Origin of the sequence: Pseudomonas sp. CFBP 13711, from assembly GCF_014842265.1 — a bacterium.
GTDB lineage: Bacteria > Pseudomonadota > Gammaproteobacteria > Pseudomonadales > Pseudomonadaceae > Aquipseudomonas.
In genome coordinates, this window is the sequence record NZ_JACYVI010000010.1 from 45,971 (window position 1) to 62,336 (window position 16,366).

Here is a 16,366-nt window from a genome sequence, read left to right on the forward strand (position 1 = left end):
CCTGAAACGCCGCCAGAAATGCCAGTGACGCGGCAGTTTACTGGCAGTTGGACCGTGGCGCTCGGCTATCGATCCGTAACGCCTTGAGACAATTAGCTGCCCCTCATCATAGCTGCCACCACGCCGGTAACAGTTGCTGGATCTTGCGCTCGGCGAAGCGATCGTCGATCAGCACCACCACGCCGCGATCCTCAACACCCCGAATCACCCGGCCGGCGGCCTGCACCACTTTCTGCATGCCGGGGTACAAATAGGTGTAGTCGTAACCGGCGCCGAACAACAGGCTCATGCGCTGTTTAAGTTGCTCGTTGACCGGGTTGATCTGCGCCAGGCCCAGGGTGGCGATGAACGCACCGATCAACCGAGCCCCCGGCAGGTCGATGCCCTCGCCGAACGCCCCGCCCAGCACCGCAAAACCGATGCCCTGACTGGCCGGGGTAAAGCGATCGAGAAAGGCCTGCCGTTCGGCCTCGGCCATCCCCCGGGATTGTTTCCAGACAGGAACAGCCGGGTGGCTGCGCTCCATCAACTCCGCGACTTGCTGGAGGTAATCGAAGCTGCTGAAGAACGCCAGATAGTTGCCCGGCCGCGCTTCGAACTGCTGCGCCATCAGCTCGACGATGGGCGCCAGCGAGGCCTGCCGATGGGTGTAGCGGGTGGAGATGCGGCTGACGATTTCGACGTCCAGCTGCGAGCGTTGAAACGGCGACTCGACGTCGACCCATGCCGTGGTGTCGGGCAGACCCAGCAAGTCACGGTAAAAATGCCGTGGATTGAGGGTCGCGGAAAACAGCACCGCACTGATCGCAGCGGTCAGGCGCGGACGCACAAAACCCGCGGGCACGACATTGCGCAGGCACAGCCGGGACAGCGACTTGCTGCCCAGTTCACGCTTGCTGATATCGAACAGGAAGTGCTCATCGAACAGCTCGGCAATGCGACCGAACTGGATCGCCTCGAAATAGAAACTCTGCAGCTCGCCGTTGGCCGCATGGGGGTGCTCGTTGAAATAATCACCGAACGCGGTGATGCACAGATTGAGGCTGTTGAGAAACTTGGCCGGCGTGGCGGCGTAGGCCTGGTAAGGGGCGACTTGTTCCTTGTGCAGGGCATTCCAGTCGCGGTTGAGCCGCTGCAAGGCCTTTTTCACCGGCTCCGGCGCGCTCTGCCGCACCTGATTCATGCTGTGCTGATCGAGGGTCGCGCTGTACATCGACCGTGCCCGCTCGACCATGTTGTGCGCCTCGTCCACCAGCACCGCGACCCGCCACTGATTGAACTGGCTGAGCCCGAACAGCATGCCGCTGAGGTCGAAATAATAGTTGTAGTCGGCGATCACCACGTCCGACCAGCGCGCCAGCTCCTGGCTCAGGTAATACGGGCAGACCTGATGGCCCAGCGCGACCTCACGCACGCCCGCCTGATCGAGCCACGGCTTGATCATCGCCTCGCTGCGCGCCGCCGGCAGCCGGTCGTAAAAACCTTTGGCGAGCGGGCATGAGTCCCCGTTGCATGCTTTGTCCGGGTATTCGCAGGCCTTGTCCCGGGCGACCATCTCCAGCACACGCAGGCTCAGCTCCGGCGCGCTTCGACCAATCACACTCAGGGCATCCAGCGCCAGTTTGCGTCCCGGGGTCTTGGCGGTGAGGAAAAACACCTTGTCCAGCTTGCGTGTCGGCGCGGCTTTGAGCATCGGGAACACCGTGCCGATGGTCTTGCCAATGCCGGTGGGCGCCTGGGCCATCAAACAGCGCCCGGTGCTGACCGCCTTGTACACCGACTCGGCCAACGCCCGCTGCCCGGTGCGGAAATCGGCGTGGGGAAACTTCAGAGCGCTGAGCCCATGGTCGCGGGCGTCGCGATGGGCCAATTCCTGCCGCGCCCACTGCAGGAAGATGCCGGCCTGAGTTTCGAAAAACCCCTGTAACTCGGCTGCCGTGAAACGCTGCTGAATGAGGGTTTCCTGCTCACTGATGATGTTGAAGTACACCAGCGCCAGATTGACCTCGGCCAGCTGCAACTGCTGGCACAGCAGCCAGCCATACACCTTCGCCTGGGCCCAGTGCAGCTGCCGGTGGTTGGCGGGCAGACTGCTCAGGTCGCCGCGGTAGGTCTTGATCTCCTCGAGCTGGTTCAGCGCGGCATCGTAGCCATCCGCCCTGCCCCGAATCCTCAGCTCATGAAACACCCCGCTCAACGCCACCTCGGCCTGATACTGCGGCCCCCGCCGTGCTGCCACCGTCCGATGCCCGGCAATCCCTTCCTGCGCCGTGGGCGACGGCGTAAACCGCAAATCCAGATCCCCCGCCTTCGCCGTAAACTCACACAACTCCCGCACCGCCACCCGGTAACCCGTTTCCGGATCGCCAGCCGCCACCGCCACAGGCTCGACAGGAGCTGCGCAGGTATCGGGGGAAAGAGCGGAAATGGAAGTCACTGAAAAGGCTGGCCGTCGATCGGAACACTGGACGGACGTACAGATAACAGCTCAACGCCATCGAGGCAAACGGAAATGGATTGGCGGACAGATTTCGGCGCAGAGCGCCAGGGGATGCATACCCACGCAGAGCGTGGGGACGATCAACGGGTGCAGTCTGAAGCTGGTTTTAACAATCATAAGTGATGGCGCACCTACCGGCCTCTTCCCGGCTGAAGCCGGTCCTACCAGGGAAGCTTTTGATCTGCTCTTGATCTTCATACGCAAAGATCCCAGACGCCACCAATCGCGACATTGGTGCAGGCTGAACGCAGGTCTCGCTCCGTGGGCCGAGCGGCATGGATGCCGCGAGAGCCGCCCCCCGCCATGGATGGCGGATGGCGGCGGGCCCACGGAGCGAGACCGGAGTGAAGGAACCCCGAGGTACGAGGGGCCCAACCAGGAGCAAGCACCCTTGGTTACTTGGGGTGCTTTTCCAAGTAACTCGCCGAAGGCGAAACCGAGGCCGTTAGGCCGACGCCCTTGATTTTGATCTTGATCTGCATAAGCCGCACCGTTAAACAAGCCGCTCTTGGACCAACGCATTGCGAACAACCACCAGCATCGACTCAATATTCTGATCCCAATCCACCGTCCCGCTGATCCGCACACACTGCTGATGCAACCCCCGTACACTGAACAACTCCCCCGGCGCCACCACAATCCGCTGCTCCAGCAACCGATTGAACACCCGCGCCGTATCCACCCGATGCACACTCTCCAGCCAGAGGGAAGCACCACCCCGAGGACGCACAAACGCCACCTCATCCCCCAGATACGCCTCCACCCCGCTTGCCAACTCACCGACCCGCTGCTCAAGACAGCCACGCAACTCCCGCATGTGCCGATCAAGCTGCCCCGACGCATACAACCGCGCAATCGCCTTCTGCCGAACCGGCGGCAAACGGAACGAACGCAACACCCACTGCTGATGCAACAGCGCCCGCGAATGCCGGCTCAACAAATACCCGAACGGCGCCTCCAACCCGATCATCTTGTCAAACGCACCCACCACCAGCAGCCGCTCCGGATCAATCAAATCCCGGAACGGCGAACGGTCCTCCTCGAAACACAGGGCCCCATGGGTATCGTTCTCCAGCACCCACAACCCATGCAGATTCAACACCTCCGCCAACCGCGCCCGCTGGGCGGAAGGCATCAATTGCCCGCGAATCGGGTCCATCTGCGACGACACAATCGCCATCTTCACCGCTTCCCGCTGGATCACCGCGCTCAGCTCATCGACGTCGATTGCCCCCTGGGCGTCGGTGCAGACTTCAATCACCCGAATCCCGTACGTCTGCAGCGTGCGCAGGATGCTCCAGCCGCACGGCGACTCCACCAGCACGGCGCCGTCGCGCAGCTGCAGCGCTTCAATCACCGTCTTCAGCACGCCGGTCTTGTCCGGCCCGATGAACACGTTGTCCGGGTGCCAGCAATGCTCGGTGGACGAGGTGTAGTGGCCGGCCAGCGCCGTGCGCAACTCGACATCACCGAAGGGCTGAAAACGCGGGTCGGGCTGGCAGGGATAGTGACGCATGAGGTCGCGCTCAACGCTCAACAACGCGCCGTGAAGCGACAGCAACAGCGTCGGCTCGTCGGCGCCGAAGACGAACATGTCCGGGCGCCGGGCGCTGGCATGAAAACGCGTGAAGACGTCATCGCCTTCCAGCGGCATGTCGTTGCAGGGGTTGGGCAGCGCGAAATAACCGGACTTGGGCACGGAGCAGATGCGCCCTTCTTTTTCGAGCAGGCTATAAGCGTTTTGCACCGTGGAAATCGACACCCGCAGCCGCCGCGCCAGGAGCCGCAACGAGGGCAAGCGCACGGCCGGTCCGGCGGACAGTTCGTTGGTCAGCCTGAGCAGGTAGCGGTACACCATCTGATAGGCAAAGTCAGTCTTGTTGTTATTCATCGAGCACCCCTTCCGTGCGCCAGGCGCAGGGTCATTGAGAAAGCGCCCGTCGACCACCCGAGGCTCAACGCAGCACGTCGCGTCAGTTCACCTCGCAGCGTTCAACGCCCCGAAATCAGTTCCGTGGTCAGGGCGCCGGTGTGCGGATCGACCGTCGCCACCCGGCGCTTGTCGGGATCGCTGGCGCGGACCCGGGCGATGATCGAACGGTCGTCGTTGAAGTCCACATGGCGCTTGGCGTAGAGCGATTGCAGCCCCTTCAGGCTCAGGCCACTGACCTCCACCAGCCAGTGCGGCACCAGGTCCGGGACGAGTTGCCCGGCGAGGGTCTTGTGCAGATCACTGAGCCCCACCAGCATGCCGGGGTGATAGCGGCGCAGGAAATCCTCGAGCCGTGCGCCGGCGTCCACAAAGGGTGAAAACAGCAGGCACACCCATTGGGTCTCGCCCAGGCCGAAAGCCTCCTGACCGTAGCCTTCGGCAAGCTGCCGGCGATCGTCGATTTTTTCCGGGCTGTCGTAGGCGGACAGCGCCTGGGCGATCAATCGGGCAGGCATGCGTTTGCGGCGCATCATGGCCGCCGCCAGCTCCAGGTACTCAGCGATGCCATCGCTGTAGGCACGCCCTTCAATGAATTCGGCCTTGAGCCCGCGCAGATGGGCCATCAGCAGTGGATTGGCGCAGTCCGATTCACTGAAGCTGAACGCCAGGTCATCAAAGCGAAACCCCAGAAAATCAGTGAGCAGCCCCCAGTGTTCCTCCGTGCGAAAGCCGATGAGGTCCGCGGCGGTCAGCAAGGTCGGGGCAATGGTTCTATTCGGGTAGACCGGGGGCCGGCAGCAGCCCGACGCTTCCGCCGACTCGCCGTACAGCTCCTCGTAATAGGCGCGCCCGACACTGTCGATGACGCTTAATGCCCCGCTGAAACCCAAGGTGTGCCAGGGCTCGATTTTCTGCCCGCCATGGCGCGCCAGACGCATGATCCACGTCGCGTATTGCTTCTGCTCCTTGAGCGAGTCGCCGCTGATGACCGCATTCACCCCGCCACCCCAACAAGCAGCGCGAACCATGAAGTCCGCCATGCGCAGGTAGCAGCTGTTGCAGAAGGTAGTCCGCGCATCGCCAGCCGTCAGATGCCCGCCCAGCAGCACGTCGGAGCGATTCTGCTCACGACCCGCGGTCGAAAAAGGCAAATCGGGCTCGAAAATCTGCACGTACTGGTGATCGATCACCAACAGCTCGACCCTCGGGTCGTCGTGCAGAAACAGCGCCGAATAACAGCGGTCGATGTTGCCCATCACCGCCGAAGTAATACCTGCATGGCGCATATTGGCCACCCGCAGCCTGAACGTTGCCGGCCCCCGTGCGGCGATGCTCAGTTGAGCGGCACGCAACATGGCCACGGTATAGGCGCTGTCCTTGCCGCCGCTGAATGCCACCAGCACTTTATAGCCGCCGATCCTGTCTATGCCGCCCGCAGCGGCGATCAAACGCTGGATCAATAACTGAAGCGCGGTTCGTTCGTTGCGATTCAAATAACCCGACAGGCGCTGCAGCACTTGCTGATAGACGTAGTTCATGGCTTGTTCGTGCATTGAACTCATGGGTTCAATACCCGACGACTGATCAGCGCGGCAACACTGTTCCCTATTGTTGGCTTGATATCCATACATGAGGGAGTCCCGATAGTCATGAGTGCAGCGGGCCGGTTATCAGGCAAAGCAGAGGGCGGCAGGTCAACAGGCATCGACTCGTTCCTTGAGCATGTAATTATTGAAACTATTATCGACGCATGCGAAACAATTACAAGCCAGCTACTGCCGACACGTGAAGGTTCTCTTTTCGACAAATCCGAACAGGCATTAAACGAGGATGTTTAAATAAGAGTTTATTAAAACGAACAGTCCATTGACTCGAAAAGACTTATCAACCACACACACTTGGCGGATTGATCATTCAATTAAACATCCAATAAACAAAAAAGCCTTCCAGAACATTCGGGAAGGCTTGAGTGATACAACGTGACCCGTGACTGACAGGGCGGATACCTGGAACCCGGTCTCCGACACCTCAATCCCGACGCCAGGTCAAAAGCGTCGAGCATTCAATGAGCGCGATGGTCTGCACTCAGGATGGATCAACCTCAACCACTACGCGACCGCCCACTGGGCAACCGTCCATCAAACGGTGCGCCTCGACCAGTTGATCGAAGGGGAACACCTTGGTGATCTGCGGCACCAGCATGCCATCTGCCGTCATCTGGTTGATGTCGCGCAATGCACGCTTGATCGCTTCTTCGTCCTGCTTGATGCCCAGTTCAGGCTTGCCGGTGAAGTTGCCAACGCAGTGGACAAAGAACTGAATGTTCTTCTGGAACGCTGCACACGCCGGGAATGGCGTCTGGTTGCCGCCTTGCAGGCCATAGAGAATCAGGCTGCCACGTGGCGCCAGCACATCACCCAGGATCGACATCTGCGGACCGCCCAGACCGTCGAGGACAATGTCCACGCCGCGGTTGTCGGTGTAGCGGTTGATCGTCAGAAGCAGATCCTCTTCCTCGGTGACGATCACCTTGTCCGCACCCATTTTCAGCAGGTATTCGCGGCACGCGTCGGTCTTGGTCGCGGCAATCACCTTGATGCCGAGCGCCTTGCCCAGTTGCAGAAACGCAGGGCCCGCGCAGTGGCTGGCATCGGTGACCAGCGCCGTTTGCCCGGGTTTGGACCGTGCCAGTTCAACGAAAGCAAAGTACGCCACCAGCATCGGCGTGTAGTGAACGGCCGCCTGATTGGGCGTCAGCACGTCCGGGTAATGAGTCACGGAGGTGCGAGGCAACAGGATCAACTCGCCGTAGACCGGGTACACATTGACGTCAGCCGAAGGGAAGCTGGCAACCTTGTCGCCGACTTTCAGATCGGTTACGCCATCGCCAATGGCGGTAATGACGCCCGCCATTTCGGAGCCCAGACCGGCCGGCAGGCGAGCCTGGGATGAAGCCAGATTTTGTCGCCACAGCACGTCGTACCAGGTGACGCCGATCGCCTGGACGCGCACTTGCACCTCACCGGGTGCAGGCAACGCGACCGGCAGCTCTTCTACTTTGAGCACCTCGGCCGGACCGAACTGATGAAAACGGATCGTGCGGGACATTTCGAACCTCGCCTTATGAACCTTGATGCCATGAACTCTATCCGGGCGCCGCCGGTAACACTATCAGTGGCTATTAATAGTCGACATGCCTGCCATCGATTCTGATGGTGCAGGCAGCGCTGAATCTCAAGCGGCCGTCCCGGGCCTGCAGGGCGCACATTGTTGGGTGCGCACCGCGACATTGCAACCCGGAGGCCAAATATCGATGAATCCCTTGTTCCACGCTGGCTGCGTCGCCCCGGATTACAAAGGGCCAGTATGTAGGCATTGGTGTGTTTTTACTCGTCAAGGTTTCATCGACGCCTATCGGCGGCAGGACGGGAAGCTCATTTACAGGGATGCAGGAAAATTCAACGATGCAGACAACCGGTGTTTACCCGTAATATCCCTGCCTGAGCTGAACACGTGGCGCGCGTCTGGGCCGCCAATGTATCGACCAATGCCCCCGAGACCCCCGTCATGAATCGCAACGACCTGCGTCGCGTCGACCTCAATCTGCTCATCGTTTTCGAAACACTGATGCACGAACGCAGCGTCACCCGCGCTGCCGAGAAGCTGTTCCTCGGTCAGCCGGCGATCAGTGCGGCGCTGTCGCGATTGCGCGGGCTGTTCGACGATCCGCTGTTCGTGCGCACCGGGCGCAGCATGGAGCCCACGGCGCGGGCCATCGAGATCTTTGGCCTGTTGTCCCCTGCCCTGGACTCCATTTCCACCGCCGTCAGCCGCGCCGCCGACTTCGACCCGGCCACCAGCACGGCAGTGTTCCGCATCGGCCTGTCCGATGAAGTCGAGTTCGCCCTGCTGCCCTCGCTGCTCAAGCGCCTGCGCTCGGAGTCGCCCGGCATCGTGCTGGTCGTGCGCCGCACCAACTACATCCTGATGCCTGCGCTGTTGTCTTCCGGCGAAATCTCCATCGGCGTCAGCTACACTGACGACCTCCCCGCCAATGCCAAGCGCAAAGTGCTGCGCCGCAGCAAACCCAAACTGCTGCGCGCCGACACCATGCCGGGGCCGATCACCCTGGACGACTTCTGCGCCCGCCCCCACGCCCTGGTGTCCTTTGCCGGCGACCTGGGCGGGTTCATCGACGAACACCTGGAAAAAATCGGCCGCAAACGCCACGTCGTGCTGGCGGTTCCGCAATTCAACGGACTGGCGACGCTGATTGCCGGGACCGACATTGTGGCGACCGTGCCGGATTACGCGGCTGCCGTGCTGACGGCTGCGGGTGGTGTGCGCTCGGAAGAGTTGCCGATTGAATCGCGCACGTTTGAGCTGCACATGGCCTGGCGCGGCTCGCAGGATAACGACCCTGGGGAAAGATGGTTAAGGTCGCGGATTCAGATGTTTTTTGGGGATCCGGATAGTTTGTAATGAATGGCCCGACACATTGATTGAAGAGCAATCCCAACCATGAAAAATCGGGCACCCTACTGCGTGCTGTTTACTGTGATGCTTTCACTGTTGTGCCAACCCGCGCTGGCATCATCGTGGCAAATCTGCAGGATGCAGTTGCGCATTACTGATGTCGTGACAAACCCATTTCCCAAGTTGCAGGCCGAGATCCTGAAAGTAAGCGTAAAGACGGCCACGGTTATCTGTCCCGAGCAAGGGACGACTCTCATGTTTACGCCGGAAACGTCGGACTATAAGGCGGTACTTCCACGCCGAAGCTGGCCTAAGAAAGGGCAAGTGGTGCGCTTTGATTACCGGTACCTGGACGGCACCTGTAAAGGCGACGGTAATGCTTATCCTTGCCGCATCAAGCACTATTCGCTGCCGAAGAGATTGAGCGTTAAACCATAAACTGGTATGGCGCCTTCAGATGTAAGAATACTTTCACGCCATCGAATTAACGTTTTCGAGTACTACTCCTGGTCTGGCTACCATTTTCGAGCCTTGGTTAGGGGTTTCGAAAGAAGATCGCATCAACCCGCCCGTCCACCCAACGCCAGCCCGCCACCGCTCCCCGCCTCGCCCCAAAACGCTTCCGCCGCCTGACTCAACTGCGCCTTCGGCCGGGTCAGGTGAATTTCCAGCGGAATATCCCAGCTTTCATCCAGCGCTCTGACCAACCGCCCCTCCAGCACTTCCTGTTCGGTGAGGCTTTTCGGCAGCCACGCCACGCCTTTGCTTTCCAGCGCCATGGACATGAGCACCGCGGCAAGGTGGCTACTGAAGAGCGGTTTGAGGTGAAGGTAATCTTCCTTGCCCCGCAGTCGGTGCGCGACGATACGTCCCAGCCCGGATTCATGGGTGTACGCCAGATACGGCAACGCCGCCGGCGCGGTGCCGAATCGGGTCGATGTGCTCGCCAGGGGCACCAGCACGTCCTCACCCACTTTTTTGCTGATGAACTGATCAGGCGCCAGCAACGGAGGGACGTCGGGGTGGCGATGGCAGAGCATGAACTGCACCTGACCGTGGATCAGCATCTGCTCGCAGACGGCCATGCTGTCGGAATGCAGCTGCACGGCTTCGATGAGCGCGCCATTTTCCGAGCTTCGCAGCCACTTGGGGAAGAAGGTGAACGACAGCGAATGCGTCGCCGCGAATTTGAGTGACCGCGCTGCCATCCCGGCCACTTCCTGGGCCTCGTTGCGCATCCGGTACAGGTGCCGGGCGGCCTCCTGGGCGCTGGGCAAAATCTGCCGGCCAGCTTCCGTCAGCGTTGCGCCCTGGGGTGTACGCACGAACAACTCCACCCCCATCCAGTTCTCCAGCGAGCGAACCCTGCGGCTAAAGGCCGGCTGGGTAACGTGCCGTGCTTCAGCGGCACGGACGAAGCTGCCGTACTCCGCCAGCGCTGAAAGGTCTTCAAGCCAGACGAGTTCCAAGGGGCCATGCCTCCTGTGCATAGGGTGCGGCATTAATAGCATTGGGCAGGTCGCGCCGCAAAGCCTAACGTTGGGCCACGAACAACACCACGAACAACAAGAGTAACCCGCCATGCGCATCGTCGACATTCGTGAGAAAACTGTCTCCATCGCTTCGCCCATCGCCAACGCCTACATCGATTTTTCCAAGATGACCTGCTCGGTCGTTGCAGTGATCACCGACGTGATTCGTGACGGCAAACCGGTTATTGGCTATGGCTTTAATTCCAACGGTCGCTACGGCCAGGGCGCGCTGATGCGTGATCGCTTTCTGGCACGCATCACCGAAGCGGACCCCGACACCCTTGTCGATCACGAAAACAATAACCTGGACCCGTTCGCCATCTGGAAAGCCCTGATGACCAACGAAAAGCCGGGCGGTCACGGTGAGCGCTCGGTCGCCGTCGGTACCATCGACATGGCGGTGTGGGACGCAGTCGCCAAAATCGATGGCAAACCGCTCTATCGCCTGCTGGCTGACCGCTACCGTAACGGCGTGGCCGATGACAAAGTCTGGGTCTATGCGGCAGGCGGCTATTACTACCCCGGCAAGGACCAGACCAAGCTCAAGGCAGAGATGCAGAGCTATCTGGATCGCGGTTATGACGTCGTAAAAATGAAGATTGGCGCGGTGCCACTGGACGAAGACATCCGCCGCATCGAGGCGGTGCTGGAGGTGGTGGGTGACGGGCGTCGTCTGGCGGTCGATGCCAACGGCCGTTTCGATCTGGAAACCGGCATTGCGTATGCCGAAGCCATCAAGCCGTACAACCTCTTCTGGTATGAAGAAGTCGGGGACCCGCTGGATTACGCGCTTCAGGCCGAGCTCGCCAATCACTACGAACTGCCCATGGCCACCGGTGAAAACCTGTTCTCCCACCAGGACGCCCGCAACCTGCTGCGCCATGGCGGCATGCGCCCTGACCGCGACTTCCTGCAGTTCGATTGCGCGCTGTCCTACGGACTGGTGGAATACATGCGCACCCTGAAAGTAATGGAAGACATGGGTTGGTCCTCACGCCGCGTGGTGCCACACGGTGGTCACCAGATGTCCTTGAACATCGCCGCCGGTTTGCACCTGGGCGGGAATGAGTCGTACCCGGACGTGTTTCAGCCCTTCGGCGGTTTCGCGGACGGGATCAAGGTGGAAAACAGCTACGTCGGACTGCCGGATATCCCGGGTGTCGGGTTTGAAGCGAAGTCCGCCTTGTACGCCGTGATGCGCGAGTTGGGTGAAGGCTGATTGACGATCGCGTCAGCCCTCTTGCCCCACAGCTGATCCGCGAAGTGCTCCGGTCATTGCACCTCAGACGTGGCATGACCGGCATCTTCACGCCTGCAACTTTCGCGACAGGAAATCCCGAATGTACTGCGCAATCTCGGCCGCATGGGTCTCCAGGGCGAAGTGGCCGGTCTCAAGAAAATGCACTTCGGCAGTCGGGATGTCCTTGCGAAACGCTAAGGCACCCGGCGGGATAAAGGCCGGGTCATGCTTGCCCCACACCGCCAGCAATGGCGGTTGATGCTTGCGCAGATACCCCTGAAACGCGGGATACGCCGCGACGTTGCTGCGGTAGTCGAGAATCAGGTCCAGCTGTATTTCGTCCGCGCCGGGCCGGGCCATGTAAAAAATGTCCAGATTGTAGCCGTCGGGCGAGAGCTTCTCGGGATCAGCACCGGTGCCGTATTGCCACTCGCGGATGGTCTTGGGCGACAGCGACGGGCGACAGGCTTCGCGATTGGCTGGCGAAGGATCACGCCAATAGGCCTGCCACGGGTCCCACTGATCGCTGAAACCTTCCAGGTAGGCGTTGCCGTTCTGGCTGATGATTGCCGTCACCTTCTCCGGGTTCGCGGCCGCGAGGCGCAGGCCGGTGGGCGCCCCGTAGTCGAAGATGTACAGCGCGTATCGAGTCAGCCCCAGGGCTTCGGTGAAGCCCTCGACTACTTTGTAGAGGTTGTCGAAGGTGTAATCGAACTGGCCTCGCGGCGGTGCCAGGGTGTTGCCGAAACCGGGCAAATCCGGGGCAATCAGGCGGTATTGGCTGGCCAGGAGCGGCATGAGGTTACGGAACATATGGCTAGCGGTCGGGAAGCCGTGGAGCAGCAAGAGCACTGGCGCATCCTTCGCGCCGACCTCGCGGTAAAACACTTCGACATCGCCGACCTTTTGCGTGTGGAACGTGACCCGGAAGGCATCATCGAACTCGACGCTACTGTGCCGGGCAGAAGGACGTGCGCTGGCGGGTGCAGCGCTCACGAGTGAAGCAGCCAACGCAGACACTGCTCCAACCGCAGACGCTTGCAAGATGCCGCGGCGACTGACGCCGGGTTTGCTGTTCGAGGCGTTGGCCGAATCGAAAGTAGTCATAAGGAGACCTGCATGAGTGAGTTCATGCTGAATCCTATTGACTGCTGCAACGGTCGTGAATCACCAGGAAACTCAACTCACCATTGCGATTTTTGCAATGCTGGTAGAGGTCAGGCTAGCAACGACAGCGATCGCAGCAACTCATGCAATCCTTCCGGCACCAGCACGCCGTCATGACTCAACTCGACGCTGTCCAACCACACGGCGGTGAATCTTTCACCATTACCCTCCTGCCCTTCCAGGCCGTTTTGTTCGTAGAGTTCAGGGTCTGCGAATTCGGCGTCATACACCTGAACCACTTCATGGCCGGGGTTACCGAGGTAGGTGAACAGGCTTTCCAGGGTGCCGAGCAGACGAACGTTACGGATGGGGAGATTCAGCTCTTCGCGGATTTCCCGGACGATAGCATCGGCACTCCTTTCTCCGAATTCGATGCCGCCGCCCAGAGGACGAAACAGCGTTTGCTGCTTCACCGGATCGGGAAACGCGTTGACGAGGATCTTGCCTTGGTGATGGAAGACGCAGATGGCGATGTTTCGAATGCGAGGTGGCGACATGGGGTTTCCAGTGCGTGAATGCTGAAATCTAATATAAGACCGGCATTAGCCGGGAAAGCGTCAGTTGTAGTGGTCACGCTGCAAATGTGTGGGTGCTCATGCCGGCCTCTTCCCGGCTGAAGCCGGTCCCACTAAAAGCCCAGTGCATCCCGGTAGGACTGGCTTTAGCCGGGAAAGCGTCAGGCGTCACGCCGCAAATGTAAGCCCCGTCACGCACCTGGCAACGGACTTGCCACCGGCACTCTGTAATCGGCAACCCGCTCGACATGCTCCAGCACCAGCCAGTGTCCATTGCCCAGTTGCCAGTCGAAAAAGTCCGAGAAATCCCGGTTCACCAGCGCCCGAATGGTCTTCGCCACAAACCCGTGGCCCACCAGCAGAAGATCCTCGGCCGCAGGCAAGCTGATCAGGGCAATCAGACCGTCGTGAACCCGCTTGACCACGTCCGCGATTGACTCTCCTCCCGGCGGTCCGCTGTCCCACTGGCGCGTGATGTTGCGCTGCCACATCTCCGGATAGCGCGCCTGCGCTTCGGCTTGGGTCAGGCCCTCGAACACGCCGACATCCCTCTCGCGAAACGCCGGAATCACCTGCAAGGGCAGGTCCAATCGGTAGTTGAGAATGTCGGCAGTCTGCCGGGCGCGCTGCAAGGGCGAGGTGACGATGCGGCGGATCGAGTCAGGCCATTCCAGACGCAACGCCGCCGCCTGTTCGCGACCGGTCGCAGTCAGGCCGGGATCGAGGGCGCCGAGGTAACGGTGTTCGGCGTTGGCCTGGGTCTGGCCGTGACGTACGACGTATAAGCGCATGCAATGTCTCCCGTCGATGGCGGCAGATTCCGATGATGGCCCGCCGGATGGCAGGCCGGCGTGACCGGATCAGAAGCGGTAAGAAACACCCGTGGTCACGTTGATCGGATCACCAACGTAGAAGTTGGCCGAGTCTTGCCCTCGTGCGTCGTACGCCGTGTTGGACGCTGTGGCATAGCGCTCGTTGGTCAGGTTGCGGGCATCGACGAACACCTCCCATTTCCGGCCTGGCGCTTCATACCCTACTTTCGCCCCCCACAGCGTATAGGAAGGCGCATGCAACGAATTGGCGAAATCGACGTAGTAGCTGGAAGCAGAACGCGCGTTGACTTCGGCATAGAAACCGCTGGCCTGCCGATATTCGAGTGCGGCCTGGTAGACCTGACGCGGCAGACCCGGCAGCTCGTTGTCGCCGAAAGTCGCGTCATTGCGGTAATGGAAATCGTTGTACGTGAACGCCTGACGCAAGGTGAGGGTGTCACCCTGTCCTTCCCACAACAACGCGTTCAGACCGGCCTCGATGCCTTGATGAATCGTGCCGCTGCCGTTTGAGGTGGCGATCAACGGGTCCTGCGTCGCGGTGGCCTGACGCACCACCACCGACAGCAACTCCTTCTGCACCCACGAGCGATACAGCGTCAGGCTGCCGTCGAAAATCCCGTGCGCTCCTCGAATGCCCAGCTCAACCGTGTTGGCCTTCTGCGGCCGGACGTCCTGGATGTAGGGCGTCCCGGTGCTGCCCAGTTGCCAGGTCACGGGTGGGTCAATGGAACGGCTGACGTTGCCGAACAGCTCGAATTCGGGGGAGATTTTGTAGCGCAGGCCAATACGCGGCGCGAGGTCATGCTCTTGGTATTCGACGCCGTTGGGAAACGCGGTGGTATTGACCCCGGTGGTGTATTCGATTTCCGCCTTGCGCTTGATGTCGATGAACGACAGCCCGGTCGACAGCCAGAGGTCATCTGTCAACTGCAGCTCGTTGCCCAGCGAGAAAACCGTGTCACGCGAGCCGGTATAGTTCGCTTCCTGCTGTTTGGTCCCGGTCGCCTTGCTGTGGGATTTGACGTCGGCGAGGTACGCCTGGGTGGTGCTGAAGGTGGCGGTGCTGTCGCTGTTCAAACCCAGAAAAGTGTCGCCTGTGCGCAGGTATCGCAAGGTCAGGTTGATGTCCTTCGAGCGCCAGTCCTGGGGCGTCGCCGAGTAGCGCCAGCCGTTATAGAGCGGGTAATCGTTGTAGCCCAGGCCGACTTCCAGCTTGGCATTGTCGTCGAAGGTGTAAGTGGTTTTGCTGCCAAGCAGTGTCGTGCCGTCCTTCTTGCGACCGAATGGCACGGCGTTGCTTTTCGGGTCGTGTTTGATCTGGTACTTCGTCAGCGTGTTGCCCTGGCTGAGGGTCTCCTCTCGATAACGCAGGAAGAACCGGGTTCCCAGCTTGGGATTGAACACATAACCGAAGTTGGCGACGATGCCCTGCCCTTTATTCGCCGTGTCGTCCTGATAACCATCACGCTCGTTATGTTGCAGGCTGACGTAATAATCAGCGTTACCTTCTACGCCGCCGGTGCTTAATACCTGCTTGCGATAGCCATAACTTCCGGCTTCGAAGCGCGCGTAACTGCCGGGGTCGGTGCGGCCGGTCTTGCTGACGAAGTTGATCGCCCCGCCCAGCGATAACGCCGAATAGTTAAAGGCGTTGGCGCCGTATAACACTTCCGTGTGGTCAACACCGGCCATGTCGAGCATGTCTTCCTGAGTACCGCCGGGGCCGGTCAGCGGCAGGCCGTCGAACAGAAACTTGATGCCCAGCACATAGCCTTGATAGAAGGTGTTCAGTCCTGACCCTCGGATAGAGATCTTGTTGGCCGCTGACCCGCTGGTGGCCTGGGCGAATACACCGGGCTGCAAGGCCAGTACATCTTCGGCGTTGGAAGCGCGGCCTTTTTCAATCTCGTGGTTATCGATGACGGCCGTCTTGCCGGGTACGTTCGCCAGTTGCTGCTCCGCCTTCTGCGCTTCGCTTGCCGCCGCGCCGGTCACCGTCACGGTCGCCAGTCGCGGGTCTTGGGAACCCTCGGCGTCACCCTCAGTGGCGAACAATGGTCCGTGGACCAGCATTAACAGGACGCCCAGACTGGACGCCGTTGCCAAGGGATCGAAGCGCCGAGCGCGCGTATTAAAAGAGTGCTGTGTCAAAACAAGAGTCTCCGCAGTT

General features: G+C 60.5%; 13 protein-coding genes. 4 read left to right on the plus strand and 9 right to left on the minus strand.

Annotation, left to right across the window (positions count from 1 at the left end; translation table 11 throughout):
* Positions 1–106: 106 nt before the first annotated feature.
* The 3 genes from IFT47_RS18645 to IFT47_RS18655 form a co-directional block, all read right to left on the minus strand.
* Complete coding sequence (locus tag IFT47_RS18645; protein WP_407073246.1) at positions 107–2,377, minus strand: ATP-dependent DNA helicase; 2,271 nt, start codon at positions 2,375–2,377, stop codon at positions 107–109.
* 616 nt (positions 2,378–2,993) lie between these two features.
* The gene (locus IFT47_RS18650) at positions 2,994–4,391 is read right to left on the minus strand and encodes an aminotransferase-like domain-containing protein (protein WP_192173645.1); all 1,398 of its coding nucleotides are present in this window, start codon (positions 4,389–4,391) and stop codon (positions 2,994–2,996) included.
* 101 nt (positions 4,392–4,492) lie between these two features.
* Positions 4,493–5,995 carry a hypothetical protein gene (locus IFT47_RS18655; RefSeq protein ID WP_192173644.1) on the minus strand — a complete coding sequence of 501 codons (1,503 nt, stop codon included), beginning with the start codon at positions 5,993–5,995 and terminating at the stop codon, positions 4,493–4,495.
* An 87-nt stretch (positions 5,996–6,082) separates the two neighbouring features.
* On the opposite strand from IFT47_RS18655, the gene IFT47_RS18660 reads away from it, so the two are divergent.
* Positions 6,083–6,271 carry a hypothetical protein gene (locus IFT47_RS18660; RefSeq protein WP_192173643.1) on the plus strand — a complete coding sequence of 63 codons (189 nt, stop codon included), beginning with the start codon at positions 6,083–6,085 and terminating at the stop codon, positions 6,269–6,271.
* Between the two features lie 247 nt (positions 6,272–6,518).
* On the opposite strand, the gene IFT47_RS18665 is transcribed toward IFT47_RS18660, so the two are convergent.
* Entirely contained in the window at positions 6,519–7,541 is a 1,023-nt protein-coding gene (locus IFT47_RS18665; RefSeq protein ID WP_192173642.1) for a zinc-dependent alcohol dehydrogenase family protein, read from the minus strand.
* A gap of 459 nt (positions 7,542–8,000) precedes the next feature.
* Here IFT47_RS18665 and IFT47_RS18670 point away from each other — a divergent pair, with 459 nt between their 5' ends.
* The gene (locus IFT47_RS18670) at positions 8,001–8,915 is read left to right on the plus strand and encodes a LysR family transcriptional regulator (RefSeq protein ID WP_192173641.1); all 915 of its coding nucleotides are present in this window, start codon (positions 8,001–8,003) and stop codon (positions 8,913–8,915) included.
* A 39-nt stretch (positions 8,916–8,954) separates the two neighbouring features.
* Positions 8,955–9,347, plus strand: coding sequence for a hypothetical protein (locus tag IFT47_RS18675; protein WP_192173640.1), 393 nt, complete (start codon positions 8,955–8,957; stop codon positions 9,345–9,347).
* A 122-nt stretch (positions 9,348–9,469) separates the two neighbouring features.
* On the opposite strand, the gene IFT47_RS18680 is transcribed toward IFT47_RS18675, so the two are convergent.
* A complete protein-coding gene (locus tag IFT47_RS18680) occupies positions 9,470–10,378 on the minus strand; it encodes a LysR family transcriptional regulator (RefSeq protein ID WP_192173639.1) in 909 nt (302 codons plus the stop codon).
* Between the two features lie 112 nt (positions 10,379–10,490).
* Here IFT47_RS18680 and IFT47_RS18685 point away from each other — a divergent pair, with 112 nt between their 5' ends.
* Positions 10,491–11,660, plus strand: a complete 1,170-nt coding sequence (locus IFT47_RS18685) for a mandelate racemase/muconate lactonizing enzyme family protein (protein WP_192173638.1) — start codon at positions 10,491–10,493, stop codon at positions 11,658–11,660.
* An 87-nt stretch (positions 11,661–11,747) separates the two neighbouring features.
* Here IFT47_RS18685 and IFT47_RS18690 read toward each other — a convergent pair whose 3' ends face one another.
* The 4 genes from IFT47_RS18690 to IFT47_RS18705 form a co-directional block, all read right to left on the minus strand.
* Positions 11,748–12,788 carry an alpha/beta fold hydrolase gene (locus tag IFT47_RS18690; protein ID WP_192173637.1) on the minus strand — a complete coding sequence of 347 codons (1,041 nt, stop codon included), beginning with the start codon at positions 12,786–12,788 and terminating at the stop codon, positions 11,748–11,750.
* Between the two features lie 110 nt (positions 12,789–12,898).
* Complete coding sequence (locus tag IFT47_RS18695) at positions 12,899–13,345, minus strand: NUDIX hydrolase (protein WP_192173636.1); 447 nt, start codon at positions 13,343–13,345, stop codon at positions 12,899–12,901.
* A 209-nt stretch (positions 13,346–13,554) separates the two neighbouring features.
* Positions 13,555–14,154, minus strand: coding sequence for a histidine phosphatase family protein (locus tag IFT47_RS18700; RefSeq protein ID WP_192173635.1), 600 nt, complete (start codon positions 14,152–14,154; stop codon positions 13,555–13,557).
* A 69-nt stretch (positions 14,155–14,223) separates the two neighbouring features.
* Positions 14,224–16,269 (minus strand): TonB-dependent receptor family protein, encoded by a 2,046-nt coding sequence (locus tag IFT47_RS18705; RefSeq protein WP_192173634.1) that lies wholly within the window; start codon positions 16,267–16,269, stop codon positions 14,224–14,226.
* Positions 16,270–16,366: the final 97 nt, after the last annotated feature.

Excerpts from the sequence above, each read along its gene's own strand:
- IFT47_RS18650 (WP_192173645.1), bottom strand. The coding sequence starts at position 4,391 with ATGAATAACAACAAGACTGACTTTGCCTATCAGATGGTGTACCGCTAC.
- IFT47_RS18655 (WP_192173644.1), bottom strand. The coding sequence starts at position 5,995 with ATGAGTTCAATGCACGAACAAGCCATGAACTACGTCTATCAGCAAGTG.
- IFT47_RS18660 (WP_192173643.1), top strand. The coding sequence starts at position 6,083 with ATGAGTGCAGCGGGCCGGTTATCAGGCAAAGCAGAGGGCGGCAGGTCA.
- IFT47_RS18665 (WP_192173642.1), bottom strand. The coding sequence starts at position 7,541 with ATGTCCCGCACGATCCGTTTTCATCAGTTCGGTCCGGCCGAGGTGCTC.
- IFT47_RS18670 (WP_192173641.1), top strand. The coding sequence starts at position 8,001 with ATGAATCGCAACGACCTGCGTCGCGTCGACCTCAATCTGCTCATCGTT.
- IFT47_RS18675 (WP_192173640.1), top strand. The coding sequence starts at position 8,955 with ATGAAAAATCGGGCACCCTACTGCGTGCTGTTTACTGTGATGCTTTCA.
- IFT47_RS18685 (WP_192173638.1), top strand. The coding sequence starts at position 10,491 with ATGCGCATCGTCGACATTCGTGAGAAAACTGTCTCCATCGCTTCGCCC.
- IFT47_RS18690 (WP_192173637.1), bottom strand. The coding sequence starts at position 12,788 with ATGACTACTTTCGATTCGGCCAACGCCTCGAACAGCAAACCCGGCGTC.
- IFT47_RS18695 (WP_192173636.1), bottom strand. The coding sequence starts at position 13,345 with ATGTCGCCACCTCGCATTCGAAACATCGCCATCTGCGTCTTCCATCAC.
- IFT47_RS18700 (WP_192173635.1), bottom strand. The coding sequence starts at position 14,154 with ATGCGCTTATACGTCGTACGTCACGGCCAGACCCAGGCCAACGCCGAA.
- IFT47_RS18705 (WP_192173634.1), bottom strand. The coding sequence starts at position 16,269 with ATGCTGGTCCACGGACCATTGTTCGCCACTGAGGGTGACGCCGAGGGT.